28 protein-coding genes are annotated in these 25,644 nt (G+C 61.1%); 10 read left to right on the forward strand and 18 right to left on the reverse strand.

Translation table 11 applies throughout. From position 1 onward, the window contains the following. Positions 1-7 precede the first annotated feature (7 nt). From Pan44_RS12180 to Pan44_RS12195, 4 genes are all read left to right on the forward strand, one after another. The gene (locus Pan44_RS12180) at positions 8-397 is read left to right on the forward strand and encodes a YidH family protein (protein WP_145030318.1); all 390 of its coding nucleotides are present in this window, start codon (positions 8-10) and stop codon (positions 395-397) included. Between the two features lie 81 nt (positions 398-478). Further along, positions 479-1,348 carry an endonuclease/exonuclease/phosphatase family protein gene (locus tag Pan44_RS12185; RefSeq protein WP_145030319.1) on the forward strand — a complete coding sequence of 290 codons (870 nt, stop codon included), beginning with the start codon at positions 479-481 and terminating at the stop codon, positions 1,346-1,348. A 368-nt stretch (positions 1,349-1,716) separates the two neighbouring features. After that, entirely contained in the window at positions 1,717-2,760 is a 1,044-nt protein-coding gene (locus Pan44_RS12190) for a DUF1559 domain-containing protein (RefSeq protein WP_145030320.1), read from the forward strand. Between the two features lie 203 nt (positions 2,761-2,963). Then, complete coding sequence (locus tag Pan44_RS12195) at positions 2,964-3,419, forward strand: carboxypeptidase-like regulatory domain-containing protein (RefSeq protein ID WP_145030321.1); 456 nt, start codon at positions 2,964-2,966, stop codon at positions 3,417-3,419. Positions 3,420-4,391: 972 nt separating this feature from the next. On the opposite strand, the gene Pan44_RS12205 is transcribed toward Pan44_RS12195, so the two are convergent. The 10 genes from Pan44_RS12205 to Pan44_RS12250 all read right to left on the reverse strand — a co-directional run bounded on the left by Pan44_RS12205 (position 4,392) and on the right by Pan44_RS12250 (position 11,617). Then, positions 4,392-6,431, reverse strand: coding sequence for a recombinase family protein (locus Pan44_RS12205; protein ID WP_197454041.1), 2,040 nt, complete (start codon positions 6,429-6,431; stop codon positions 4,392-4,394). 228 nt (positions 6,432-6,659) lie between these two features. After that, the gene (locus tag Pan44_RS12210) at positions 6,660-6,851 is read right to left on the reverse strand and encodes a hypothetical protein (protein ID WP_145030323.1); all 192 of its coding nucleotides are present in this window, start codon (positions 6,849-6,851) and stop codon (positions 6,660-6,662) included. Continuing rightward, a complete protein-coding gene (locus Pan44_RS12215) occupies positions 6,832-7,452 on the reverse strand; it encodes a DUF2213 domain-containing protein (protein WP_145030324.1) in 621 nt (206 codons plus the stop codon). Before Pan44_RS12215 ends, Pan44_RS12210 begins: the two co-directional genes overlap by 20 nt. Next, complete coding sequence (locus Pan44_RS12220; protein ID WP_145030325.1) at positions 7,449-7,763, reverse strand: hypothetical protein; 315 nt, start codon at positions 7,761-7,763, stop codon at positions 7,449-7,451. Before Pan44_RS12220 ends, Pan44_RS12215 begins: the two co-directional genes overlap by 4 nt. Before the next feature lie 40 nt (positions 7,764-7,803). Beyond that, positions 7,804-8,283, reverse strand: a complete 480-nt coding sequence (locus Pan44_RS12225) for a hypothetical protein (protein WP_145030326.1) — start codon at positions 8,281-8,283, stop codon at positions 7,804-7,806. After that, entirely contained in the window at positions 8,283-8,765 is a 483-nt protein-coding gene (locus Pan44_RS12230) for a hypothetical protein (protein ID WP_145030327.1), read from the reverse strand. The genes Pan44_RS12225 and Pan44_RS12230 overlap by 1 nt, the downstream gene beginning before the upstream one ends. Further along, a complete protein-coding gene (locus tag Pan44_RS12235; RefSeq protein ID WP_145030328.1) occupies positions 8,762-10,210 on the reverse strand; it encodes a hypothetical protein in 1,449 nt (482 codons plus the stop codon). The genes Pan44_RS12230 and Pan44_RS12235 overlap by 4 nt, the downstream gene beginning before the upstream one ends. Beyond that, on the reverse strand, positions 10,207-10,578 hold the full coding sequence (locus Pan44_RS12240; RefSeq protein ID WP_145030329.1) for a hypothetical protein: 372 nt from the start codon (positions 10,576-10,578) through the stop codon (positions 10,207-10,209). Before Pan44_RS12240 ends, Pan44_RS12235 begins: the two co-directional genes overlap by 4 nt. Positions 10,579-10,624: 46 nt before the next feature. Further along, entirely contained in the window at positions 10,625-11,236 is a 612-nt protein-coding gene (locus Pan44_RS12245; protein WP_145026491.1) for a recombinase family protein, read from the reverse strand. Positions 11,237-11,326: 90 nt separating this feature from the next. Further along, positions 11,327-11,617 carry a hypothetical protein gene (locus Pan44_RS12250; RefSeq protein ID WP_145030330.1) on the reverse strand — a complete coding sequence of 97 codons (291 nt, stop codon included), beginning with the start codon at positions 11,615-11,617 and terminating at the stop codon, positions 11,327-11,329. 498 nt (positions 11,618-12,115) lie between these two features. On the opposite strand from Pan44_RS12250, the gene Pan44_RS12255 reads away from it, so the two are divergent. Beyond that, entirely contained in the window at positions 12,116-12,577 is a 462-nt protein-coding gene (locus tag Pan44_RS12255; protein ID WP_145030331.1) for a hypothetical protein, read from the forward strand. Continuing rightward, positions 12,574-13,332, forward strand: a complete 759-nt coding sequence (locus Pan44_RS12260; protein ID WP_145030332.1) for a hypothetical protein — start codon at positions 12,574-12,576, stop codon at positions 13,330-13,332. Before Pan44_RS12255 ends, Pan44_RS12260 begins: the two co-directional genes overlap by 4 nt. Before the next feature lie 52 nt (positions 13,333-13,384). Here Pan44_RS12260 and Pan44_RS12265 read toward each other — a convergent pair whose 3' ends face one another. After that, positions 13,385-13,675 (reverse strand): hypothetical protein, encoded by a 291-nt coding sequence (locus tag Pan44_RS12265; RefSeq protein ID WP_231754306.1) that lies wholly within the window; start codon positions 13,673-13,675, stop codon positions 13,385-13,387. 87 nt (positions 13,676-13,762) lie between these two features. Between Pan44_RS12265 and Pan44_RS12270 the strand changes: the two genes are divergently transcribed. Next, positions 13,763-14,943, forward strand: a protein-coding gene (locus Pan44_RS12270) for an IS3 family transposase (protein WP_145030206.1) whose coding sequence is annotated in 2 segments (ribosomal slippage) — positions 13,763-14,027 and positions 14,027-14,943 — 1,182 coding nt in all. Because the reading frame shifts where the segments join, the coding sequence is not laid out codon by codon here. On the opposite strand, the gene Pan44_RS12275 is transcribed toward Pan44_RS12270, so the two are convergent. From Pan44_RS12275 to Pan44_RS12285, 3 genes are all read right to left on the reverse strand, one after another. Then, positions 14,935-15,225, reverse strand: coding sequence for a hypothetical protein (locus tag Pan44_RS12275; RefSeq protein WP_145030334.1), 291 nt, complete (start codon positions 15,223-15,225; stop codon positions 14,935-14,937). The genes Pan44_RS12270 and Pan44_RS12275 overlap by 9 nt on opposite strands. 514 nt (positions 15,226-15,739) lie before the next feature. Further along, positions 15,740-16,459 carry a recombinase family protein gene (locus tag Pan44_RS12280; RefSeq protein ID WP_145030335.1) on the reverse strand — a complete coding sequence of 240 codons (720 nt, stop codon included), beginning with the start codon at positions 16,457-16,459 and terminating at the stop codon, positions 15,740-15,742. Between the two features lie 192 nt (positions 16,460-16,651). Then, complete coding sequence (locus Pan44_RS12285; protein ID WP_145030336.1) at positions 16,652-17,689, reverse strand: glycosyltransferase; 1,038 nt, start codon at positions 17,687-17,689, stop codon at positions 16,652-16,654. 45 nt (positions 17,690-17,734) lie between these two features. Here Pan44_RS12285 and Pan44_RS12290 point away from each other — a divergent pair, with 45 nt between their 5' ends. The 3 genes from Pan44_RS12290 (at position 17,735) to ald (ending at position 21,638) form a co-directional block, all read left to right on the forward strand. Then, the gene (locus Pan44_RS12290; RefSeq protein WP_231754336.1) at positions 17,735-18,772 is read left to right on the forward strand and encodes a deoxyribonuclease IV; all 1,038 of its coding nucleotides are present in this window, start codon (positions 17,735-17,737) and stop codon (positions 18,770-18,772) included. Positions 18,773-18,789: 17 nt separating this feature from the next. Next, complete coding sequence (locus tag Pan44_RS12295; protein WP_145030338.1) at positions 18,790-20,079, forward strand: hypothetical protein; 1,290 nt, start codon at positions 18,790-18,792, stop codon at positions 20,077-20,079. Between the two features lie 449 nt (positions 20,080-20,528). Then, positions 20,529-21,638 carry an alanine dehydrogenase gene (ald, locus tag Pan44_RS12300; protein WP_145030339.1) on the forward strand — a complete coding sequence of 370 codons (1,110 nt, stop codon included), beginning with the start codon at positions 20,529-20,531 and terminating at the stop codon, positions 21,636-21,638. Positions 21,639-21,758: 120 nt separating this feature from the next. On the opposite strand, the gene Pan44_RS12305 is transcribed toward ald, so the two are convergent. From Pan44_RS12305 to Pan44_RS12320, 4 genes are all read right to left on the reverse strand, one after another. Then, positions 21,759-22,022, reverse strand: coding sequence for a hypothetical protein (locus tag Pan44_RS12305; RefSeq protein WP_145030340.1), 264 nt, complete (start codon positions 22,020-22,022; stop codon positions 21,759-21,761). Between the two features lie 170 nt (positions 22,023-22,192). Next, positions 22,193-23,329: a hypothetical protein gene (locus tag Pan44_RS12310; RefSeq protein WP_145030341.1), complete on the reverse strand. Its 1,137-nt coding sequence runs from the start codon at positions 23,327-23,329 to the stop codon at positions 22,193-22,195. Next, a complete protein-coding gene (locus Pan44_RS12315; RefSeq protein WP_145030342.1) occupies positions 23,326-24,432 on the reverse strand; it encodes a hypothetical protein in 1,107 nt (368 codons plus the stop codon). The genes Pan44_RS12310 and Pan44_RS12315 overlap by 4 nt, the downstream gene beginning before the upstream one ends. 7 nt (positions 24,433-24,439) lie before the next feature. Beyond that, the gene (locus Pan44_RS12320; RefSeq protein ID WP_197454042.1) at positions 24,440-25,552 is read right to left on the reverse strand and encodes an aldose epimerase family protein; all 1,113 of its coding nucleotides are present in this window, start codon (positions 25,550-25,552) and stop codon (positions 24,440-24,442) included. Positions 25,553-25,644: the final 92 nt, after the last annotated feature.

The raw sequence follows: 25,644 nt of genomic DNA on the forward strand, positions 1-25,644 counted from the left end.
AAACGTGATGAGTCAGTCGCCGCCGGGAGGATTCGATGCCCGAACCCAGTTCGCCGCCGAGCGCACTCTGCTGGCATGGATTCGCACTGGACTGGCCCTGATGGGCTTCGGTTTCGTCGTTGCCCGATTCGGGCTTTTTCTTCGCGAACTCGCCGCCACCCAGCACACCACTCCGCTCCATTCTTCCGGAATGTCGTTCTGGATCGGCGTCCTGCTCATCATCCTGGGCGTCGGCGTGATGCTGGCGGCCGCCAGCGGCCACTCCCGCGTGATCCGCAGGCTGCAGGAAGGATCGCTCGACCGCTTTCGGGTTTCGCCGCTCGGAATCGCCGTCACGCTCGCGCTCGCAGCCATCGGCCTCGGGCTGACGATCTACTTTGTTGTGACGGTCCCGTGAGGCAACTGGCGTCCGGCTCATGGTGCGGCCCTGGTCACCCTGCGATACTCGGCTCCTCAACAGTCTTCGGGATTCATTGCCATGAACGTTTCACGACGACAATTCTGCGCCGCGCTCGGCGCCGCAGCCGTCACAACGACGGCGTCTCACTCACTCTTGGCAGACGGGCCGAATGTGCCCCCGCTCCGCGTCATCGCCTACAACGTCTACGTCTGCAAAGGCTGGCCCGATGACCGTTCGCTTGCAAGAAAGGCTGTCCAGCACGGGCAGATGGCCCGTCGATTGGCGAACGAACTGGCCCTCTACGACCCCGATATCGTCAACTTCTCCGAGTCGCCCGGCGAGGCCATCGCCAAAGAAGTTGCCGGATATCTGGGGATGAATCATGTCCGGTTCCCGAGCGGCGGCAACTGGCCCGGCACGATCCTCAGCCGGTTCGAAATTCTCGAATCGGTCAATGTCCCGCTCGGAACCGAAAGGCCAAAGGAACTCTTCACCCGGCACTGGGGAAGAGCTGTCCTCAAGCTCCCGAATGGCGATCCGCTGATCGTTCATTCAGCCCATCTCTATCCGGGGCCCGATCCTGTACGACGTCTCAAGGAAATCCCCGCCATGCTGGCGACGATGAAGCCCGACCTTCAGGCGGGCCGATCGATGCTGCTGATTGGCGACCTCAACCACGGTCCCGACACCGAGGAACACAAACTCTGGCTCGACGCCGGCTGGGTCGATACGTTCGACAGGGTCGGACAGGGGAACGGATTCACCATCAAGGCCGATGATCCCGCGGGCCGCATCGACTACGTCATGGCCGCCGGCCCGATTGCCGCGCGCATTCGTGAATCGCGTCCTCTCTTCGAGGGGGCATTCCGCGTCAACACCGCAGACGGCCAGTCGTTCGCCCTCAGCGACCATCTTCCGCAACTGGCGGTCTTCGACGGCAGCCCCTGAACGGCGCACGGCGACGCCTCCGCAGAATCGCCGGTCTCCGAAGCGGTCGAAACAGCTGGCGTCTCGATCGGCTGAGGCCAATCGTCTTCCGTCCACGACCGGGACACGATCCAGTCGCGACTCTGCCCAGGCGCGACCCAGCGGGCCCCGGTGGTCCGATCGTCCGTGAACCTGGAGGGAACGACCCTGAATTTTTGAAGAATTCGCCCGGTAAATTCTGTGGGTCGGCGATGAATGTATGTGTCCGACCCGGGTGGTGACACAGGTGCGAGGGTGCGCCTTGTGGTTGAGCCGCCCTGCTCGGCCGGCGGCGATGCGGTTGGCGTGGCGTATCAGGTTCTCCCTGGTTTCTTTTCAGGAGTGAGCGCATGGCCCGATGCTGCACAAGGAAAACTCGTGCCTTTACGCTGATCGAACTCCTGGTGGTGATCGCGATCATTGCGATCCTGATTGCCCTGCTGCTTCCCGCAGTGCAGCAGGCCCGCGAAGCCGCCCGGCGGACCCAGTGCAAGAACAACCTGAAGCAGTTCGGGCTGGCCATGCACAACTACCTCGACGTCTTCGGGACGTTTCCGATCGGCTGCCCTCGTGACTACGACGCCGGCATCCTCGGGCTCGTCTGGGGGACCGAAGGCAAAAACGGAATGTGGAGCTGGGGCGCGGCGGTCTTGCCATACATCGAGCAGAAGGCGATCTACGACCGAGCCGACATTGGGCGTTTGCTCTCATTTCAGGCCGCTGCAGATCCCGCGATTCTGAGCATCCTGCAGCAACCGCTCTCCGTCTTTCGCTGCCCCTCCGATCCTGGTCCGGCTCTCAATGCCTTCCGACAGGTTGGAAACGGCGGCAGCGGAAATGCCAACTGCACCACCGGCTGCGTCCAGATTGCGACGTCGAATTACGTCGGGACGAACGACAGCTACGACCTCCAGCGGACCCACGGCGCCAATCCCGCAACCGCGACCGGCCGCCCATGGAATGGCATGTTCGGATCATCGATCAAGGTTGCGCCGCGGCGCATCGCCGAACTGACAGATGGCACCAGCAACACCTTCCTCATCGGAGAGCGTGCCTACACGCTCGGCGGCCGCACTGGAGCCTTCACCGCCGGCGCGGGCGTGATTTACATGATGAACGGCGACTCAGAACGGGCCAACCAGCAGGGACTCGTCTACACGATGGGCGCCGGCCGATTCCCGCTCAATTGCTCGCATACGGCCGATTGCTCCCGCGGCTTCAGCAGCACCCACGTCGGTGGCGCGCACTTCACGTTCGGCGACGGCTCCGTGAGGTTTATTGCCGAAAGCATCGATCACGAACCGAGCACCGACCTCATCGAACTCCCGACCCTGGACAGCGTCTACGAGCGGCTCATCGCCATCTCCGATGGCCAGCCCGTCGGTCAGTTCTAGAGCCGCTTCAGTTCTGGTCTTCCGGGTTCCGCAGGAAATGAACGGACGATTGCGATTCGAGAACCGTTCAATCGACTGCACAGAATCCATGGCAATGGCCTGGTGAACGGAAAACGCTGGCATCCGGTCCGGGTGGCCAGCGTTTGGATTCGTCGAGATGGTCGCCTGTGCCTGTGAGACGCGCCTGATCGAGAGACGATGCAATGCCGCTTCCCGCAATTCTCCCGTTCGTCCTGAACGCTGGCCGCCGTCTGCCAGCGTCCCTGCTGATCCTCGTCGTCGCCTTCGCGGGATGTGGAAGGTCCGGGCCCGAAATCGGACGGGTGGCAGGGCTCGTCACTCTCGATGGACGCCCCCTGCCGGAGGCCTTCGTCTACTTTCGTCACGAGGGGGGCGGTCGGAATTCACAGGCGATGACCGATGACACCGGGCATTACGAACTGAATTACAGCGGTTCCGAGGCCGGAGCTATCGTCGGTCCCAACACGGTGAGAATTACGACCTTTGTCGCGCCGAACTACGACGACTCAGGCAAGCTGATCAAGGGGACCGGCAAAAAAGAAGTGGTTCCCACCCGGTATAACAAGCAGTCGGAGTTGAAGGTCGAGGTCAAGCCGGGCAGTAACGACCTCGAGTTCAAACTCCTCACTTCAGGCTGAACCGCTTTTGCGGACTCCCGAAGCAAGGCGGCCGGGCGGCCCGGGGCGCGACTGACCGGAGCGAAGGATGCCCCGGCAAACGGTCCCGAGCCCATGCTCGCCCCCCCCGTCCCTTCCCTTCGTTGGCTTCTGTTCTCTCCTGGCCCCTCGGAGACACCTTCTCCCGGGCCATTTCTGCGAGCCCGCTGCTCCACGCCCGTCACTCGCGACGCTTCGCGTGAGACGGCCTCCCGATTTCGCCGGGCGATTCTCTCAGGGCTGGTCACTTTCTCAAGATGGACCAATTCGTCGTTGGCGTGCGTCGTTGCAGCAAAATGACCTGCGGTGACGAAAGACGACCGACTGTGAAAAAGTGACGCGTCCGGCCCCAATCCCCACCCGCCAACGCACTTCCGACTTCCGACTTCCGACTTCCGAGTACCGAGTACCGACCCCCCCCCGCGCAACCGCCCCCGTCATAGTGGAGGATCCCATGAACACAACCACCACCAACCCGTCGTCACACACCCCGGCCCGGCCGGCTCCCTGTCCGCACCACCCACGCTCTCCCGATCCTTCCACTGAACTTTCGCAGGAAAAGAGGGCGAGGAGTACAGGACCACCCACACAACGCGCCCTCCTTGCTCCCCTCGGTGTCAAACACCTCCGCAGTGTTCCCGATCCCTGCCCGTGCCTGAGAGTTGCGCGCAAGGCTGGTCACTTTTTTCAAGATGGACCAGTTCGTCGTTGCCGCAAAATGACTTGCAGTGACAACAGACGACCTATTGTGAAAAAGTGACTCGCCCTGGGGATTCTCTCGTGACCGCGACATCACGGCGCGACATCCCTATCGTGAGAGTTCCGGCCTTCTTCACGTCCAGACCCGTTTCCACGTCACTATGCCACTTCTCGGCGCCCACATGTCCATCGCCGGCGGCTACTACAAAGCCGTCGACGCTGCCGCGGCACTCGGAATGGACACCGTCCAGATCTTCACCAAGAACTAACCAAATTGGACGGTGCAAGAGACCACTCGAATCGTTGGGGTTGTAGGGTGTAACTGTTTCGTCCTGTGCGTTCGGTCTTACGAGGTCCCTCCGTGGCAGGGTGGAACTTCCGGTCCCAGTACAGGACGACCTGCCGGAACACCCGTCGAAACGCTTCTCCACGTTCCCGGGCATCCAGTTGCGGAAGTTCGGTTTGGAGTTGGTCCAGTTGCTCCTGACGTTCCTGCTCAGCGCGGTAGAGGGACTCCAGACGAGTGGCCAAAGGGATCATCCGCGACTTCCATGTCTCAATGTCCTTCTCAATCTGATCCATCTTCTGCTTCATGATCGCCGCGGTCACGTCGGTGGTCTCTGCCCACTTGAGCGTCAACGTGGTGAGCTGTTTCATCAAGGCGTCGACCTTCTGACGTGCCAGTTCGACACTCCGTTTCTCCGCGGCTTCGATCATCGTGCGGAGCTTCTGCACCTTGGAGGACCGTTCTTCCGGTTCGCTGGTGTAGAACTCGAAGGCCATCTTCCGCATCTTCTTCAGATCCGGGTACTCGTTGTGCTGACCGATCTCATTCAGGTAACCGGCGAATGCATCGACACCTTCCTTGATCCACTTCTCCCAGTTCTGCATCGTCTCTTCGTCGTGATGACCAAGGTTGGCTAACCGACGCTCGAGGTTGTCCCGGGCTTTGTCACTCGCAGTGGTGTCCAACCGGGTCCCCATCTCTTCCAACTTGGACAACAACAGTTTCTCCGCGTCCGCGTGCGTGATCCGGTGGTAACCGCAGTCGACTTTGTTCCCGTTACACCGACCCGCGATGTACGAAGTGCAGACGTAGATGACCGTCTTCTCCTTGGTCTGCGGATGAGTCTCGGTGCGGCCGGTCATTCCCTTTCCGCAATGGCCGCAGACGAAGATTTGTTTCAGGAAGTATGCGGGGTTCCGCGGTGCGAAGCTGGTCCGCTCCTGCTCTGACTCAAACTTCCGTTTGGCCATGTCCCAGGTCTTCCGGTCGATGAGTGGTTCGTGCGTGTCCTTGCGGACGATGCGGTCCGACTCATCCCGTTTCTTGACGACCTTCTTCTTGGAGGTCTTCAACTGCACCACCAAACCGTCTCCGTCGAACGTGTGCAGTTCTCCGGATTGCATCTTCCCGAAGTGTGTTTCCCCGATGTACGCGGGGTTCGTCAGCACCTGAGTGACGAACGTGTGCGTCCACGGCCGTGAGTAGAACTTGCGTCCTTCGTCATTCAGGCGGGCTGATATCTGGCGACGGGACAAACCAACACGGGTGTAGAGGTCGAAGACCAGACGGACAGAATCGACGAAGTCCCCGTTCCGGTTCGGGATCAATTTCACTTGTTGCCCCTTGGACTTCCGGGGGATCTTCTCCTGCCCCGGAGTGAGGTTGAGCTTCCCCTTTGTGTCGGGAATGTAGAGTTCCCCGATAGTCCGACTGACTGGATGCCATTCCCATCGCAGTTGACCATCCTCCCCGTAGCACGCTTTGGCATACCCGAAGGGGTGCGGACCGGTGGGCCACGACCCGCTGTCCTTGAAGTTGTTCACGCGGGTTCGCAGGGACCGGTAGGAGATGTCCTGCAACTCCTTCTCGGATTTGATGCTGCCGACGAAGACGTTGAGCTCCGTCCCAATGTCGCGTCCAGTGAGATCACGATTCTCCCGGAGGTCGATGAGCTGGGTTTCGTGCCACCGCAGCGTTCCGATCAAACCGAACAGTTCACACCGGTCTGCGGTTCCCCACCGGTCCTGAGACTCAACGTAGATCGTCCCGACACGGTCATTTTCGACGAGCTCCAGCAGACGGGCGAACCCCGGATCACTTTTGACATTCCGGCGCTTGATGGTCCCGACCATCCAGTGTTCGGGGTCGACGGTGACCCCGCGCTCCTTCAGCAGTGCCCGGACATTGTCGATCTGGCCCTGTTCATCCTGCTTGTCACTGCTCTTGCGGATGAACACCACGTCGAAGCGCTTCGCCACGTCCCACCCCTTGCCCACTGCTGTCGTCACGGTTGTATCAGGGGGCGGCGGCAGCGTCTCCGGCAGAGTGGGATGACCGGAGACGCTGCGGTTCGGGGCATGAATCCGAACCTGCCGTTCCCTATGGACCCAAATGGTCACGTAGCCACCGGGTTGATCACAACGAAACGGACCGGGGAGAGGCACGTGTTACCTTCACCACGACACGCGTCAACCACTGGACCGCGTGTCGTCTTTTCTCCCCGGTCCGCTGCCGGATCACCTGCGATGCAGGAGAGGTTGGAACAGGGTCTCCAACTGCTTCATCATCATCTGTTCGGCACGCATCGCCTCTGATGCAAGTTCTTCAAAGGGCACGTCGTCTTCCCCGAACGGGTTCGGACCGATATCCAAGTCCGAGAAGTCCAGCGGGGGTGGGACCGGTGGCTTCTTACGCGACCGCTTGGGCATGATCCGGCTCCGGTTCATACATGCTGTTAAGGAACGGGAAGCTCGTGGACAGCTCGTCGAACTGATCCAGTTCCCGGTTCTCCGAGTTCCGCAGCAACCCGCATCCGGCGGCGAGCGAACATGCCCCGCGTTGGTCGGGCAGAATTGCCAAGTGGTCAGGTCGATGTTGGCGGGCAACGTGCGTGTAGCCCGATCCGTTGAGCGTTTCCGACACGGGCTCATTGGATGTGTAGAGACCGGTGCTCACTTCAACCGGTTCTGATCGGTTCAACCGCACCCACAACGGATAGTCCAGGACTTTGACCCTCTCCTCATCGAACCACGCTTCACCCGTGAGGCGACGGCCGTCGAAAGCGACGTTGAACACCGATCCGAGCCATTGCTTGCTCAGGACTTCGGGCGTCGTCGCGGAGTACGGGTATTGATCAGGATGCCGCAGAACGATTGGTCGTCCGTTCCAGAGAGGGACGGACTTTTCCATCTCCTCCGGCGGATAGAACAGAGGACCACCCGATCCGTTATGGACCCCGACGGTCAGCATCACCACGGGGGCTACGAGGTAGTCCCGTCCGAGCCAAGTGCGTCGTTGAATGCGACTCATTTGAATTCCATCACAGGAACGGACAGGGGAGTCATGGCATGGTTGCGGGTGGGCTGGTGACCACCGCAACCACACCCCGTTTCCCGCGAGTCGCTGGGGGCGTCCTCGCGTTCAAAGTTCATAACTGGGAGGGGAAGGGGTTCCAGCGTGCCCGCGTTGGACACGGGGACCGTCTGGTTGTGGAGATACGAAGCGAAGTTCCGAACCGCGGCATGCACGTGATTCGGGTTGTTCGCCTGCAGGACGTAATCCGGGACGAAGTCGTTCGACCTGGGCTGCTCGGCGTTGTGAATCATCTGGAACGTGGACATCGGGAGTCTCCTGAAAGGATGTGAGAAACGGGTGAGGGGACTATCGGATTGCCTGCAGAGCCATCAGGTACGCGGAAGACTCCTGTTTCTGTGCATGGATCCCGGCTTCAGCCCGACGCTGTTCCCGCACTTCGGGGAGTTGTTCGTACTGACGTTCCACTTCGTCGTAGCGACTCTTCCGGTCTTGGTAGATTTCCTTGAGCTCTTCAAGCTGCTTGTAGGCTTTGCTTGCCGGTGTCTCCGGAGGCATTCCGGTACTGACGGAATTGCGAGCCTGCTGTATGAACTTGCTTTTGAGGTCGTGGAAGTTGCTGTAGGCGAGCTGGGTCCGCGTCCGTTCGTACATCAGCTGGTTGCCCATCCGTTCCAGAACCTTCTGAGGGCGATACATGATTGCCTGATGAGACGGATTCGAGTTGGACCGGATATTCCCGGTGGGGAAGTAGAGCCAACCGTTGTGCAGAATGGCCTCGTCCAATCCACCGTTGTCGATGTCGAACTGTTTCACGGACTCGTGCATCACTCGTCTCCGTCAGGTTCAGGGGTCAGGATGGATTCGATGTTCGCACCACGGCGGGCTTGCCGTTCCCGGATCAGGACGTTGATGGGAAGGTTGTGAAGTTCGGCAACTGCTTCCGCGTGGAGACGCTTCCAGTGTTCGAACTGGTCCTGGGTCTGACGGAACAGACGGGACGTTTCGAGGCACACCTTGTCGCCCACGACCGTCACGAACTCGCTGGCAACACGTTTCCGGGCTTCGGTGTGTGCGGCCGCAGATCGTTCGGCCATCTTGGAATGGTGCTGGATGCGGTTCTGCAGGCGCTGGATATCAGTGAACGACTCCGGTTCCCGCAGGACGACAGCCGTGGCGTGCCGGTTAGCAGACCGGACGGCCCCCGTCTCGAAGTACAGGTCACCACCGAACCGGACGGCGGTGTCGAGATGGTGACGACGGTCGAAGTCCTGAAGTGGTGTGAGCGGAGGTTGTACGATGGTGCTCATGTCAGGCTCCATTCCGAAGCGGGGGCGTCGTCTACTTCGAATCCACCGAGGGTCACTCCAGTTACGGCGCGGACGAGAGCACCGCATGCCGCGTTGCTTGCGTCGTCATGACAGCGTGGAGGATGGTCCACGACATCGCGTCCTCCCGACCTGACGCGGCGCTCAAGACTTGCCAGCTGGGAAATCAAAAGATCGCTGTCCAGAAGCTCTACCTCGCCCGATAAGGCTTTCGGGAGAAACTCAAGGTAAATCTCGGACTTCGATAGTTCGCTCCGCTGATACCAGATGTTGTTCTGTTTGAACGACGACGCGGTGAACTCCGCGGAATAATTATCACCGCAAACTGAGTCGATGCGCCAGCGACGCAGTTCGCGGCACATTTCTAGGATGCTGTGGAAGGGGTTGCAGGGAGCCGGCCACACCCGCAACAGGTCAAGGATGGCTTTTCGTCCTTCCTTGTGTGCGATCGCCAGGGCGCTCGAGTCCGATCTCCCGCCGCCGATGTCGCAAAATGCGATGTGCTTACCCCGAGTGGTTGGAAAAGACTCCTGCTTCCCTTTCACCACAAGCGACTCAATCACGCTTCGTGGTAAAAACTGGCTGACATCCGACCTCCATTCCGCGTAATACTCAGCACGTGCAGCGTCTGGATCGTCCTGCATTGCACTGTCGATGATCGACTGCGATAGGGTCGAATTCATCACCTTCGAAGGTGCTTGTAGAACTAGCGTGGATCCACTGTCGTTCGCGTAGTTCTTCTGCCATGTGGAATGAGCCCAACCCCTCTGAGCGTAGGGCGAGCTGATCGCAATTAGGCGCCCATGCGTCGACGCAAGCGTCGGTTTCAATGCACGAACCAGTTCGGTGTCGGACTTGATGCGGCTATCTTCTTCGACGCCTAGAAAGCAGACCTCGTCCAGGACAACACAGATTCCGGTTGCTCCCCGGACACTGCGAAAATCCCCTGTCATGATCTCGATCGAGACGTTGTGCTTTAGCTCGATGGAATCGCGTCCACGAGACACCACCTCTTTAGCGAAGAGTGGGATTTCGAAGATTGCATCAGCATAGTCGCGGATCAGCTTGCTCTGACGGCGTGTTGGTGAACATATGATTACTACTCCGCGTTCACCTGGGCTGAGCTTCCGCTTGTCGAAACCGACAGTGGCCTCGAACGCGGCGATGACGCTTGCGATCCGAGACTTGCCCGAGCGTCGTCCGGTCAGGAACAGTGCAGTGTCAAATCCGTTCGCTGGAAGCTTGGCAGGGTCACGACCGGTATAGGTGCGGATGAACTTTTGCGAGCGCTCGCTCTGAATCGGCAAGCCATAAAGTGCTCTCAGCGTTGGACCCCAACTGCAGAGCCACGAGTTGATGTCATCGTCACTGTTGGCGATGAACGATCTCAGGAGTCGCGCGTCCTTAAGGCACTCAATGATGTTCATGCGGACCGCTCCCGCAGGTAGTCCTGCAACGAACCGGCCGCTTTGACCTGCTGGTCGAGTCCGAGAGTTTTCAAAATTCCGACCAGCGAGTTGACCAAGCAAACATAGGGACCGGGTTGAAAGTCCTCAGTCCCATTGGCTGCGTTGATCTCCATCGTCTCGATACGGATGCTCAGGAAGACGCATCGGTCACAAAGTAGACGACGCTGGGGGGATTCCTCGGCACCGGTGGCTTCGATGAGCTCATTGCGGCGACGGCGGATCTCCTGCGACAGGACGGTTCGGGAGTCGAGGTCACTGAAGAACTTCGCCTCAAACCGAACCGGCAGCTTGTTGAGATCAGAATTCCTCTTCGTCTTGTGCGACATCTCTCCACCCCGTTGTCATCCCACGAGGTGGCCACAATAGGCCCCTTTATTTTTGATGGCTCGTGTAAATAGAGAGATCAATTTGTTCGCGCTTCAGGCAGTCGTAGACGGCCTGTCGAGACTTCTTGAGATGCTTAGCCGCACCGGACAGGGACATTCCTTTCTCCAACAGCGGGACGATGTCCTTGGCGAACAACGACGGACGCTTGCCGATCCGTGCACCACGCAGCCGGGCGTCGTACATGCCCCGTTTGGTGTTCTCCCGGAGGTTCTCCCGTTCCATCTGAGCCAGGGCAAAGAACACTGTTGCGATCAGCTGACCAACAGTCCCCGAGAAGTCGAGCTGCTGAGCGACGGCGACGACCCGGACATCCTTTTCGATCCAGTCGGTGAGGACATTGATCCCGTCCTTTAGGCTTCGCGAAATCCTGTCGAGCTTCCAGCAGACAATGCACTTCACACGGCCGGAGAAGACCTCCTTCTGTAGCTTTTCGAACTCCGGGCGCTTCGTGGTCGCCCCGGACATCCTGTCGGTGTACCACCTTGCTTCCCCCATGCCGTGGGCTTCGAGGTATTCGCGTAGCACCGTCTTCTGTGACTCGATTCCCTTCTCTTGGTCGAACGTGCTTACCCGGACGTAAACGGCGATCTTGGACATGCGTCTTTCCTTTGATGCAAGGTGCAGTCGGTAAATAGAGACGGCCCGAGGTGCATCCTCGGGCAGGTCACTGGTTCGCCGCGTGGTCGACTACTTCTTGATGTAGAAGCCGTCGTCGGTCTTCACCACGTTGATGCCGCGTTCCTTCGACATCCGTCCCGGCACCTGACACTGCGTGGTCCGGGTAAGCGCCGTCACCTCCCTGTCCGGGAACCGTTTGGCGAGGCGTTCCACAATGCCCTCCTTGGTGATGGGCTTCTCCTTCGTAGCCTTCGAAAGGAACTCCTCGATGCTGGCGATCACCCCCGGCGTCTTCTTGGCGGGGGCATCTTGCTTGGCAGGGGCAGGGGTCTTCTTCGGTGCGGTCTTGGTGGTAGCCATCGGGTTTGGTCTCGGTGTGGTGGTTTGGTTCGATGCAACGGCGCATCGCTGCCCATTGTCCAAACGCCCGTTGGCCCTGGCTCCCCAAGGTCCCCTAACCCGTACACCGCTTCCGGACCCCACAGACCCCGGGAAACGTGGGGTTTACGGGGGTGGGTTGTGCGACCCCTAAACTGGACACCCCACAGCCCACCGTGTCCTGCGTTGGCGTTGGTCCGGGTACAGGAACCCGCCCTGGGCTGTTTGGTCGCGCCCTACGCGAATCCCGGGGGTTAGAACCGCACGTAACCCGTGGTGGTGGGCCGGGCCAACGGGGGAGTAGAAGCAGGTGACACGGATGGCGTTTCCCTCGACCGGCTCAGGATCGGGCAGCCCACCCGTCCCCCTGCTAATCGTGCGGATGCGATTTGTAGCTGAAGTCGTTGGCATGAGTCCTCGTCAGTCTTACGATGGTTGATCATCTAGATTGGCACCACGTTCGACTCGAGAGGGCTGCTCATGGGTACTGGGAAAATTGAGTTCTCCTTTGGTGGCTTCGATTTCAAAGGCGAGGGAGACGAACAATGGGTCTCCAAGCAACTGCTGCTTGTTCTCGACAAGGTCCCTGAATTACTGAAGCACGTACCTGCGGCCTCCAAACCGGGATTCAATGGAGGTGACAAAACGCCACAGGAGAATCCCGGAGTCGTGGGGACGCTTGCGAAGTTCCTGAACGACCACACAGCGACCAAGAGTCAGAACAAGAAGTTCTTGGCCACTGCCGCTTGGTTGACGTTGAAAGGATCGAGTCGGTTGACAACTGCCGATGTGACGGGCGCGCTTAGGAACCACCACCAGACTAAGATCAACAACCCTTCGGAAACGCTGAATCAGAATGCCAGCAAGGGGTATTGTCAGAAAGAATCGAAACAGTTCTTTGTCACTCCAGAGGGTTTTGAGTATCTCGGAATTGAGCGATGAGCGTCACTCCAGCGGACGCACTCAAGTCCATACCTGTAGGTCTCCGGAACTCATTGCTGCATGAATACCAGCAGATCGTGGAACACTTTCAAGCTAGGAAGTGGCTGCCAACAGAACTGAGCGGCGGGCGTTTCTGCGAAGTCGTTTATACCATTCTAGATGGTCGAGCTAAGGGGACGTACCCCGCGAAGCCCTCCAAGCCAAACGGCTTTCCCGACGCGTGCAAACGACTCGAAAACAATGTTAACGAGCCAAGAAGCTTTCGCATCCTCGTTCCGAGGGTTCTGGTGGCCCTCTACGAGATTCGGAACAATCGCGGCGTAGGACATGTGGGCGGCGACGTTGATCCTAATCACATGGATTCAGTTGTCGTCGTTGGCATGGTCGATTGGGTCATGGCCGAACTGATTCGAGTGTTTCACACGCTCACTACTGGCGAAGCACAACGTGTCGTTGATCAGATCGTCGAGCGGAAGATTCCTTTGGTCTGGAAAGGAAGCGGCGACGTTCGGCGTGTGCTGAATACGAAACTGAAGGCGGCAGATCAGGTTCTGGTACTCGTCTACTCGAATGGAAATCGGTCTACTCTGAAAGAGCTTTTGGTGTGGACCGAATACTCTAACCCTCACAACTTCCGCCAGATTCTCCGCAATCTGCATAGATCTAGGCATCTCGAACTCTCAGCGAGTGGGGACGTTGAATTGTTGCCACCGGGCATTCAGGCAGCTGAGGATTTGATCTTGGACAACAAATAATGTGACCCGGGGTAGGCCAGCTTTCGCTCTCCGGGCCTGATGCCTACCGAACTCAGTTCTTCCAAGCCATCCGTTCCTCGGCTGTTGGTGGTGACAAGATCAGATTGAGATGGTCTTCGAACGACATCTCATCAGCTTCATTGTCGCGTGCAGATGCTTCGTCCTGCTGCGCCTGCACGTGATCTATTGCGAGGATTTCGTTGGTACGCAATTCTGTGCATGTGCCGTAGTCGGCTTTCTTCCACAGTTGGGCTACTCGGCTCACGATGGGCTCTGGGTCCAACGACGCATTCTCGAATGCTGTCTTGAGGAGCGTTCTCAAGTACAACTGAAATGCGGGCATCCCAACTGACCTGCCCCCCTTCAACGAGTCCACAGTTCGGGTAGATTCTGCCTCGAACGTGGACCTTCACCGGGAGGAGGCAAGGTCATGGCGAGGAAACGATTTGGCGCTGAGCAGATCATCCCCAAGCTTCGAGAAGCCGAGGTCGAGATCGCTCAGGGAGCGACGGTCGCCGTCGCCGCCAAGAAGATTGGCGTCACCGAGCAGACGTACTACCGCTGGAAGAAGGAGTACGGTGGACTGAAGATGGATCAGGCCAAGCGGCTCAAGGAGCTCGAGAAGGAAAACGCCCGGCTCAAGCGGCTCCTGGCCGATGCGGAGCTCGACAAGGCCATCCTGCGGGAGGCCGCCTCGGGAAACTTCTGAGCCCGGCGAAGCGGCGCCAGGCCGTGGCGTACGTCCGCAATTCGCTGGGCATCGAACACGTCTCAGAGCGTCGAGCCTGTCGTGTGCTGGGGCAGATGAGATCCACCCAACGCCGCCAGGCCCACGTTCCGAATGAGGAACCTCGCCTGATCCGGGACATGGTCGCTCTGGCGACGCAGTACGGCCGGTACGGCTATCGCCGGGTCACGGCCCTGCTGCGGCGGGATGGCTGGAAGGTCAATCACAAGCGGGTGGAACGCCTGTGGCGACAGGAAGGCCTGAAGGTTCCCAAACGTCAGCCGAAACGGAAGCGGCTGTGCTTCAACGACGGATCCTGCGTCCGGCTGCGGCCAGCGCACCGGGATCACGTCTGGAGCTATGACTTCGTGCAGACCCGGACGCACGATGGTCGGCCGGTCCGGATGCTGACCGTCATCGACGAGTTCACGAGGGAGTGCCTGGCGATCGACGTGGCCAGAAAGCTGACCAGCGAAGACGTCCTGGAGCGACTCAGCGGCCTGTTCGTCTGCCGAGGCGTTCCGCAGCACATTCGTTCCGACAACGGTCCTGAGTTCACAGCCACTGCCGTTCAGGACTGGCTGAGGAGGGTTCGCGTGAAGACGTTGTTCATCGAGCCCGGCAGTCCGTGGGAGAACGGCTATGTGGAGTCGTTCAACGGGAAGCTGCGTGACGAGCTGCTCGATCGGGAAGTGTTCGAGACCCTGCTGGAGGCGAAGGTGCTGATCGAGCGGTGGCGTGTGGAATACAACACCATCAGGCCGCATAGCTCACTGGGGTATCGTCCCCCGGCCCCGGAGGTGCGCCCGCTGCAGAGGCCTGCTTCCGCTGCGCTCCAGCAGGCCTCTGCAGCGGATCCTTTGACAAGCGGGTCTTTAAGTTAGAGGTTGGTAGCGTCCGTGGGGGCAGGTCACGACTGACGCGGCCAGCACACTTCCCGGTAAGTTGCAGATCGCATCACCTGCTCGATGCGTCCCGTTCACCCATGACGCAAGAAACGTCTCCGCATCCTTGCGTGCAGTGAGCGTGATCGCACAGTAAAGCATGTCCTTTGGTCCTGAGATTGAGGCGACGTCCCAGAACCCTGCATCACGCGGGATGAATGACTTCAGAGAAGCCTGCTCAGACAGCTCTTTCGCGAACTCTTCGACAAACACGTTCGACATCGCACTCTCCTAGTGAAACTGTGATGCGGACCGACCCGAAATGAGTCGTTTGCGCGGGGCGACTTGTAACGATGGCTCTGCAACCTGCGAAGCTTTGCGAGGGGAGATTCTTGCAAGAATCTCCCAAGATCATTGCCCTTGTCCTTGCACGGAGTTTCCTGGGGTTCCTTGACCCCTCATGGAACTTTTGAGCTCAGGACAAGGCCATTCTCGGCGAAGTGAGAGAATGCCGTTTTGACAGACGCCGGCGTCTGAAGGAAATTGGGAGACCGCATCGACCCTCCGGGAAAAGAATTTTCCCGTGGTGGACCTCGAAACAGGGTCAGAGGTGGCCGACCGGGCGAAGAGAGAGTGCGGTCAGGAGAGGTGGAGAAGACGACCCGTAGAAGGGGACAGGACTGTCCTAGGGTTTCGGCCCCCACGAACAGGGGCACAACAACCCTTGGCGTCCAGTGTTTCACCTCACCAATGGGCAATCGGCGGACGAGCCTCCGGCAAAAAATGGTACACCCCTTCAATGGGTGAATTCGTACCACTCTTCGAGTGTCAAATCCTGCCACCTCTGAACGGTGCTAACCGGGACCCTGAGAATGGCGGCTTTTCGACGCAGTGGGATCTGGAGAATGCACATCCAGCGAAGCTGGTCGTAGACGAGTCGGCCCTTGTGGCGATCACGTAGGGCACCGGCTTTTCGCTTCTTGGGCCGACCAGTGTTCGGATTCCACTTCGTCTGTTCTTTGGCGATTTCCGCAGGAGTGGCGTCAGGGTGCATGCACGTCGCGAGGCGAACCGAACCGGCTTCTCTCAACAGCTGCTGGAAGTCCGCGACGGCAGGGAGGAAGTTTTCATCCCGGTCACTGTTGTAGTCCGCGTGGCGAACGAATCGGTCCATTGACGCGGCGACGACAACGGCACCATGTTCCCGAGCAAATGTGATCGCATTGGCAAGCTGAGGGCGTTCGTTCTTCCACCCGGACCCTACCTCAGTAAACTCGGCGATGTTTTCGACGTTCAGACCCCGCAGCCTGTTGCGGAGGTACTGCAGGCGATGTTCGAGGTTGTCTCCGCGGGCTTGATTCCGACCGGAGACGCGCACGTAGAGGACAATCCGCAGGACTGCGGTGAGCGATAGCAGGGCGGGAAGATGATGGAGGAAGTCGCTCGGTTTACCCGGCGTCTGATATTCCTGACTCCTCCGTGGAGGAGTTCCATAGTCCGCTTCGAGAACGTCCATGATGTCCAATCTTCGGGAGACCCCCTCCCGAACACTATGGCGATTGGACGGACCACAGTATTCGGGAGGGATCGTGTCGGGCGGTAGCTACTCCGCCTTACCCGTACGCTAAATGTCGTGATTACCTTGGGGATGATCCCGCGATCATCTCCGGCAGTCGATGACAAACATCCCATCTGCAATGGACGATGGCTACCCCGTAGCCATGATCCTCAACAGGGTCTGGACGTAGAGGGCATCATTCTTGTCCCCGATCTCCTGCGCGACCTTACGGCACCTCTCCCGCAGTGACCGACCCCGTATCGTCAGTTGGTGGGCGAGGAACAGCGTCGTCCTCGCGATATCTCGCGGGTCACTGGGGTTGGCACACCATTCCTGCGGGGCCCATTGGACAGCGGGACTGCACACAACAGGCACGCCTCTCCCGGCCGCTTCCCATGCGTTGAAGCAGAACGTCTCCGTGAAGCTGGCGTGCAGCAGGATGTCGACGCGGGTCTCCAGCGTGCGGATGTAATCCTTCCACGGTTGGATACCGATCGGTTCCGCGTCGAGGTCCATGCTTGCCGCGAGGTCCAGCAACGTCTTGACCTGGGCTGGTGTCCCTCCCACTCCAAGCAGCAACCGGAACGGACGGACCCGGTTGGCGATGGCGAGGGCCGAAATCTGATCGGGGATATTCTTGATGGCATCCCTGCGGCAGATGATCGCCGCAGACATCACCTCCGGTATGGGGCGGACAGGGGGCGCCGGTCTGAGGTGCATGCATGTGTTCGGGAGACACACGATCCGGGGATGACCGTGAGCGGCCGGAAAGTTCCGCGGGTCCGGTGAAGCCAACCAGCAGTTGGACAAGTCCTTGGAGAGCTGGACAAAGTCGAGGTGCTTCTGCAGCAGTCCCTCCGCGAGGATGCAGTGAGACAGGGCGCTGTGATTGACGGCGACAAAGTGCGTCTGCGGATATCGCTGGGCAAGGTCCCGAACGACTTCGGGTTTGAGGCACAGCATCCCAATCAAAAGGATGCGGGGTTGGAACTTCTCCAGATACGCGGCGGGGTCTTCGGGAACTTGCCGGACCTGCATCGTCACTCCCGCCTTGGCGAGCCGGAGGATCGGCACCTTTGACTTCTGCGGCTGATCGTGGTGCTGACCACGCATCAGCAATAGGACATCACATTGGGATGGTGACTTGGTGGAGGGGGACTCCGCGGATACCGTTTCAAGCAGTTGCATGCTTTCACTCCTTCAGGTTGGTTGATGCCTCTTCTCGGTGCTCACATGTCGATTGCGGGCGGTCTCCACAAAGCCGTGGAAGCCGCTGCACGTCTGGGGATGGACACGGTTCAGGTGTTCACAAAGTCCCCCTCGCAATGGGGACTGACCCCGATAGCCCCAGGAGTCGGAACAGGCGTCCAATCTGGTGTGTCTGGGACCAAGAACAACAACCAGTGGCGCGGCAAACCACTGGTCGAGCACGACATTCGCCTCTTCCGCGAGGCGCTCGACCGCACGGGCCTCCAGCATCCCTGCGCCCACAACAGCTATCTCATCAACGTCGGCAGCGCGGATCAGACGCTCTGGCAGAAATCGGTGGACGCCCTCGTCGATGAAGTCGAACGGGCCGAAGCCTTCGGCCTCGATGGGATCGTCATGCACCCTGGTGCTGCCGTGGGGGCGACGGAGGAAGAGGCGCTGGCCCGCATTGTTCTGGGCATCGATGAAACGCACCGTCGCACTCCAGAAGCCCGTGCAGAGCTCTGGCTGGAAGCGACGGCCGGGCAGGGATCGTGCCTCGGCTGCCGCTTCGAGCACCTCGCCTTCATCATCGACAACGTCGAGCAGCCCGAACGACTCGGCGTCTGCATCGACACCTGCCACATCTTCGCCGCCGGCTATCCGATCGGTACACCGGACGAGTTCAACGCGACGTTCCGGCAACTGGATGACCTGGTCGGCCTCGATCGTGTTCGGGCCTTTCACGTCAACGACAGCAAGAAGCCCCTTGGAAGCCGGGTCGACCGACACGACCACATCGGCGAAGGCTGCCTCGGCCTGGAACCCTTCCGCCTGCTGCTGAATGACGAGCGCTTCGCACGCCTGCCGATGTACCTCGAAACGAAGAAGGAACAACGTGACGGCGAAGAGATGGATGCCGTTAACCTGCGGACGCTGCGGGCCCTGATGGCGGGAGCGCCATCGGCGAACAGGCCCTCGGGACAGACGAAGGTCCAGGCGAAACCGTCGGAGGGCGGGGTTCCCGCCGAGCCGCCTCCGGCCAGGAAACCGGCCACCCGCGCCCGATCCCGCCGGCCTTGACTGTTCGGGACCTCGTCATGAACGCCCCTTCGCGACAATCCGGCGGCCTGTTGCTCATTGTGCTCGTGGCGATCGTCGCCCGTGTCGCGGCCTGCCTTGCCTTTCCGGCAAACCTGTCCGACGATCGCGACGTCTATCTCGCAATGGCGACCGGAATCCGTGAGGGCAGGGGACTCTCTTCTCCCGGAACCACGATCCCCACCGCGTTCCGCCCCCCCCTCTACCCGCTGCTCCTGGTTCCCGTCAGCGACTCGCCCTTTGGCCGCGCGGCGCTTCACTGCGGCATCGCCGCCGGCATGGTCCTGGCCGTGTATTGGCTCGCTGGACTAAGCACCCTGTCCCCGGGAAGGAAGCTGTTCGCCGCGCTGGTCGTCGCCGTTGATCCGCTGCTCGTCTACTACTCGACGCTCCCGATGACAGAGACGCTCGCCGCGGCCGGCAGTGCATTGCTGCTCGCCGCCGCCGCCGCCGCCTGCAAGTCGGCCTCCGTCCACCGCCGGACCGTCTACTGTGCAATGGGCGCGGTGGCGTTTGGCGTCTGCGTGATGACCCGTCCAACTTACTGGGCTTTCACCGCGTGCGTTGTGGCCTTCGGGCTCTGGCAGGTGATTCGCGGGACGCGCGATCCCGGGAAACACGAGCCGCGGACGCGCGACTGGGTCCTCGGCGGCCTCCTCACGGTTGCGATCGTTGCTCCCTGGGTCATCCGCAACGGGAAGGTGATGGGCCGACCGATCCTGACCACGACCCACGGCGGCTATACGCTCCTGCTGGGTAATAACGACGCCTACTACGACGAAGTCGTCCGCCAGCCGCTTGGTACGGTCTGGGATGGCTCCCACGGTCCGGGGCAGCAGGCGTGGGTCGCACATCTCGCCGACCAGATGCGCGAAGCGGGTGTCGAGGGGGAAATCGCGACCGACCAGTGGATGAAGGACCGGGCGTGGGAAACGATTCGCGCCCGGCCGGGCACATTTCTCGAGGCCTGCATCCGCAGGTTTCTGTCGTTCTGGGCCGTCCGCCCGCATGCTGAGTCCGCCAGCGCGGCTGGCCGAGCCCTCAGCCTGTTCTCGGCCGTCTGGTACAGCGCACTCTGGGTGGCCCTCACCCTCGGAGTGTGGAATGCTATCCGGACTGGGGGCTGCGCCGTCGAACTCAGCCTCCTCCTGATCGTCGCCTTCGTACTCGTCCACCTCGTCTACTGGACCGACGCCCGCATGCGGGCCCCCATCATGCCCGCGATCGCCATCCTGGCCGCTGGCGCTGGTTTCAAACGCTCAGCGAATTTTGCCCGCAAGTCTGATTGATGGTCAGTGCCGATTCACGATCGCAACGGCTTCGAAACAGTGTGGCGGCCTTGTTTGTCGCCGCCTACGTCATCGTATTTGCGTTCGTTCATTCCAGTGCAGTACGACGCAGCCACGCGTACGGCGTCGACTGTCTCTGGCTGTGCGACGTCTCTGACGAGGCGACGTGGCGGACGCATCTCGTCCTGTCGGCCGCTTTCGCTCCGGTCTATTGGCTCCGCCAGATGCTCACAGGTGTTCCCGGGCCCTGTCTGCATGTCCCTCTCTTCGAGCTCTCGAGCAGCCCATCGGGACGCTGCAGGGATTGCCGGGCCACGGGCTGAAGCCGCTGGCGAAGTCCGCCGAAAGCTCTGGCCGTGCGGATCGCCATTGCCGCATCCCGTCCTGCCGGAAACAATCCGGGTGCAACTCAACACCGCTGAATCGAGTCCACCGAGGAGCCTGCTGCGATGATTGTCGGCCTGCCCAAAGAGATCAAAACGGACGAGTACCGCGTCGCGATGATTCCCTCTGGGGCCGAGGAACTCACTCGAGCCGGGCACACCGTTCTGGTGCAGGAAGGGGCGGGCGTCGGCTCCGGCATCGCCGATACCGAATACGCCGAAGTGGGCGCGACCATCGTTCCCACGGCTGCTGACGTCTTCGCGAAGGCCGATCTCGTCGTCAAGGTGAAAGAGCCGCTTGAGCCCGAATGGGCTCTCCTCCGGTCCGGGCAGATGCTCTTCACCTACATGCACTTTGCCGCCGACGAGAAGCTGACAAAGAACACGCTCGCCACCGGCTGTACGGCCCTGGCTTACGAAACTCTCCGTGGGCGGGCGGGAGACCTGCCGCTGCTCACGCCGATGAGCGAAGTGGCCGGTCGCATGAGCATCCAGCAGGGTGCGAAATACCTCGAGCGCCCGCAGGAAGGTCGAGGAATTCTCCTCGGCGGCGTCCCCGGCGTCCCTCCCGCGCATATCCTCATCCTGGGCGGCGGTGTCGTCGGCAAGAACGCGGCCCGGATCGCGGCCGGGTTCCAGGCCGACGTTGTCATCGCCGACGTCAACATGGAGCGCCTGCGGTATCTCGACGACATCATGCCGCCGAACGTGAACACCGTCTTCAGCGACCGCCACAATATTCGCGAAGAGCTGAAACTGGCCGATCTCGTGATCGGCGCTGTGCTGATCCCCGGCGCCCGGGCTCCGCGCCTCGTCACCCGCGAGGACTTGAAGCTCATGAAACCGGGAGCGGTGATGATCGACGTCGCCATCGACCAGGGGGGCTGCATGGAGACGAGCCACGCCACGACTCATTCGCATCCGACCTACAAGGTCGATGGCATCGTGCACTACTGCGTCGCCAACATGCCCGGGGCGGTCGGCCGGACAAGTACCTATGCGCTCTGCAACGTCACGTTTCCCTACGTCCTCGACCTCGCCAACCTTGGATTGATGGGAGCCTGTGCCAAGGCCCCCGGGCTCGTGGAAGCCGTCAACATGCACGCGGGCAAAGTCACGAACCGGGCCGTCGCCGAAACCTTCGGCCTGCCGTACACGGTGTTTCAGGCGAAATAGCAGTCGCGCGCGAAGGGGACGCAGGTCATTCTTCCCGTCGCGGCTACGACTGCATTCACAGATCTGAAACAGTCTCCTGGCTGGAAGAAAAGGGAGGCCCTTTGAGACCGCCCGAGCCGCTCATTCGGCCTCCTGAACCTCGCTTCCACGAGACTTCACCGCCGCGACCAGCCAGCCCACGCAGATGAGTTCGGCGACGCCTCCCAGCGCCAGTGAACCGGTTTTGCCCAGGTTGCGTCCGAGGTGGGAGATCAGCATTGCGACGCCCGCGCGTCGGCCACGGAACTTTTCTTCCGGTTCACCTTTCTCCGCTTTGACCGCGGCGCCAAACATGGCCAGTGTGAAAACTCCCACCAGAAAGATCGCCAACAATGGCTTGCCCATTTTGTGGTTCCTCGATTCAGACTGAGAAGCCGAACGCACCTCACTCGCTGCGTGACACCCGCGTTTCATCAAGCCCGCGAACTCTGAGATGCCCTGATCGACACCATACGCGGGCCGCGGCACGGAAGCCAATCGCAAACTCCGCTGAAAGCGTGGCCGGACAGCCCGGATCAGATGACCATCGCCGTCACGGAAAACCCGATGACGGCCGCCAGCTCGATCGTGGTCAGGTCGTCCAGGGGGCGGTCGGCCTGAGGCGTGGCGACGCGATCTCGCAGTGGCTCGGGGAAGAGGGGAGAGCGGGGGAGGCCTACGAGCAGGTCACGAAGCAGAAGCAACCAACCCCAGACAGCCATGACGAATGGCACATAGACAGGCCAGGCGTCGCCCACCAGCCGCCCGATGGAAATTTCCTCCCGACCGGAAATGGCGATGTCGAGGAGCGTGCGACAGCCGGGCAGGGCGGCGCTTCCGACAAGCCAGAACGCCGCGGCGGTGAGTGCAAGAGAAAGACGCGGCAGTCGGCGGGCCAGCCCTCCAAGCTCGGAGACCTCGCGCGTCCCGGAGTTGCGTTCCAGTTTGGAGATGAGCAGGACAACGAGCATCAGCGGAGCCGTCAGGGAGCCTGCGACGGCCATGGCGGACTTTGCCCCCGAGACCGCTGCGAACGCCACCTGTCCCGCAGCGAACAGAAACGTCGCGCTACAGATGCGGGGAAGGTCACCCCGCGCGAGCATGAGGAGCGCGCCGACCCACAATGTCAGGATCGGCAGCGTGGCCCCAATGCTCCCGGCTGACTGGGCCGGTAGCCATCGAGCCAGCGAGATCCAGAGGCCCGGACCGAGCATCAGGAGGGCCGGAGCGCGGATGTCGGCCGGAGCCGCACGGAGACACTCCGTCGACGGCCTGTGAAATGGAAGAATGCCCGCGACCAGGGCCGCTCCCGTCAGCGCCGCTGCGGCTCCCCAAGGCGATCGTTCAGACAGGGCGGAGACATTCACACCCAGCGCCAGGAGAAACGCTCCGATGATCGCAATCACGACGCGGCTACGCGCGGCCGGAATTTCCTGTGTCTGGGATCCGGCACGGTGCCTGCGAATCACCGCCAGCGGTGTTGCTGCCGCCGCGAGAGGAAGAGCGATCACCAGCGCGGCCCGGTGAGTCAACGTCATCAGGCAGACGGTCGCGAAGAACGCAATCACAAGGGCCGTCCACGCCGCGCGGCCGGCAGTGGAGTTCGGCGGACTGACGATCCAGCTGCATGCCAGACCGGCCGCGGCGGTGGCCAACCACGACAGCTCGGTCATCGGAACGCCAACACAAGAAGAACCAGGAAGGCCGCAAGCACGAGCAACGATGTCAGCAATCGGCCGAGAGTTCCGGGAACCGCCTGTCGGATGGGGCTCGCCGCGTTCTCGAACTTCCTGAACAGCTGGCTGGGCAGTTGTTCGAACACGAAACCATCGACGAACCTCGTGACCTGCGATGCCCCACGAACGGGCAAAGCCACCGCGAACTTCCAGACGTTCGGCAGGTTCCACTCTCGCGAAGCGGCCGACTCCAGCCTCCCGAGAAAATCGTTCGTCGGCGAGTCCGCGCGACGCGGACGTGCAGCGCTCGGCAGCCTGAGGCCCGCGACGACAAGAGCCGTGGCCGCGATCATCCAGACGATCCGACCAGACCAGGCAGGAACCATCAGCGAGACCGCGGCGATGCCCGCAAGCACTGCCGAAAGCCGCCAAGCCATCTCGCGGATCGCGGTTTGCTGCCTGAGCGACGTCAGTGCCGCCGCAATGGCCACCGCGGCGAGGAACTGACTGATGCCCAGTCGCGCGGCCGGATCCGCCTCGAGCAGTTCGATCAGCCGCAGGCCGAGAATTGTCGCCGGTGGGAGACAGGACAACAGCATCCAGCTGATGGCAGGCCTCACGGCACGATCATTCCACACGGCATGGGCGCCGACTGGAAACGCGGCGACCCGGTTGGCAAGCGACAGCCCGAATCCCCAGGCGAGAACTGACGTCATGACAGGCAGGCGCTCGGGCGTCGCGTTCCCGGCAATCGCCACCGCACCCACGATCAGAACGGAGTCGAAGATCCAGCCGGAAATCAGAAGCCGGCCGGTCCATAACTGAACGTCGTCGTCCCCGAAGAAGAGGCTCAGCCCCCATGCCAGAAACCAATGCGCCTGCCAGATCGCCAGGAACTCGATCGGTCCAGCTGCGCATCCCAGGAGAGCTGTGGTGGCGAAGAGCGCGGCGGCCAACGCCACCGAGGCGCGCGACCGTCCCAGACAGCCGCGCGCGAATACGACCACGACAACCGCGGACACCAGCAGGCCGACCGCAGCCACGACGTCGAACCGGAATCCGGTCGCCACGGCGGGGCCGCTGATCTCCACGAGCGGCATTTCGCCGTTACTCCGCCGACAGGCCGAACACGGCCGCGTGCCTGTACGTGTCGCCCGGCTTCAGGATGGCATTCGGGAAGTTCGGATGATTCACCGAATCGGGGAAGTGCTGGGTTTCGAGGCACATCGCGCTCCGGTGAGCGTACGTCTTGCCCCCTTTTCCCTTCTGCCCCTTGAGGAAATTTCCCGAGTAGAACTGCACACCCGGCTCCGTCGTCGACACCTTCAGCACGCGGCCCGAGGCCGGGTCCTTCAGCGTGGCGATGTGCCGCAACTTGCCGGCCTCTCCATCGCAGACGACGTTGTGGTCATAGCCGATGTTGGCCGTCTTCGTGAGCTGATCGATGCGGTCGCCGATGCGGGTCGGCTTCCGGAAATCGAGCGGCGTCCCTTCCACCGGGGCGATCTTGCCGGTCGGGATGAGGGTGTCATCGGTCGGTGTGTATTTCGAGGCGTTCAGCAGCAGCACGTGGTCGAGCACCGTCGGCGAACCGGCTCCACCGAGATTGAAGTAGCTGTGATTCGTGAGGTTGATTGGCGTGTCCGCGTCGGTCGTCGCCTCGTAGTCGATCCGCAGCTCGTTCGAATCGCTCAGGCTGTAAGTGACCGTCGCCGACAGGTTGCCCGGGTACCCTTCTTCGCCGTCCGGGCTCGTGTAGGTGAACCGCACGCCGGGGCCGTTCTTCGTTTCGATCCCCTGGGCTTTCCAGACGACCTTGTCGAAGCTGCGCGGCCCGCCGCCGTGGAGGTGATTCGGGCCGTTGTTGACCAGCAGCTGGTAGTCCTTGCCGTTGAGCTTGAACTTCCCTTCCTTGATGCGGTTGCCGACGCGGCCGACGGTGCAGCCGAAGTACTGGTTGTCGTCCGATTCATAACCGGCGACGTTGTCGAACCCGAGGACGACGTCCGCCGCCTTGCCCGATTTGTCCGGCATGTGCAGCTCGGTGAGCGTGGCGCCGCGGGTCATGATCTTCGCAGTCACGCCGTTCGCGTTTTTCAGCGTATAGCGTTCAACGGCGACGCCGTCGGCGGTTTTTCCGAACGGTTCAGGAGCGGGAGGCGCGGCGATGGTCATTTGAGCGGCCGAGAGAAACAGAGCGAGCGCGGCAATGCGAATCATGAACGAACCGGTGAGCAAGCGGGTTTCACGAACTTCGTCGCAGCCCTAGCTGCGCAGGGCGATTATGAAGCAGCCGCTTTGATCCCGTCCAG

It is taken from the genome of Caulifigura coniformis, from assembly GCF_007745175.1.
Lineage (GTDB): Bacteria > Planctomycetota > Planctomycetia > Planctomycetales > Planctomycetaceae > Caulifigura > Caulifigura coniformis.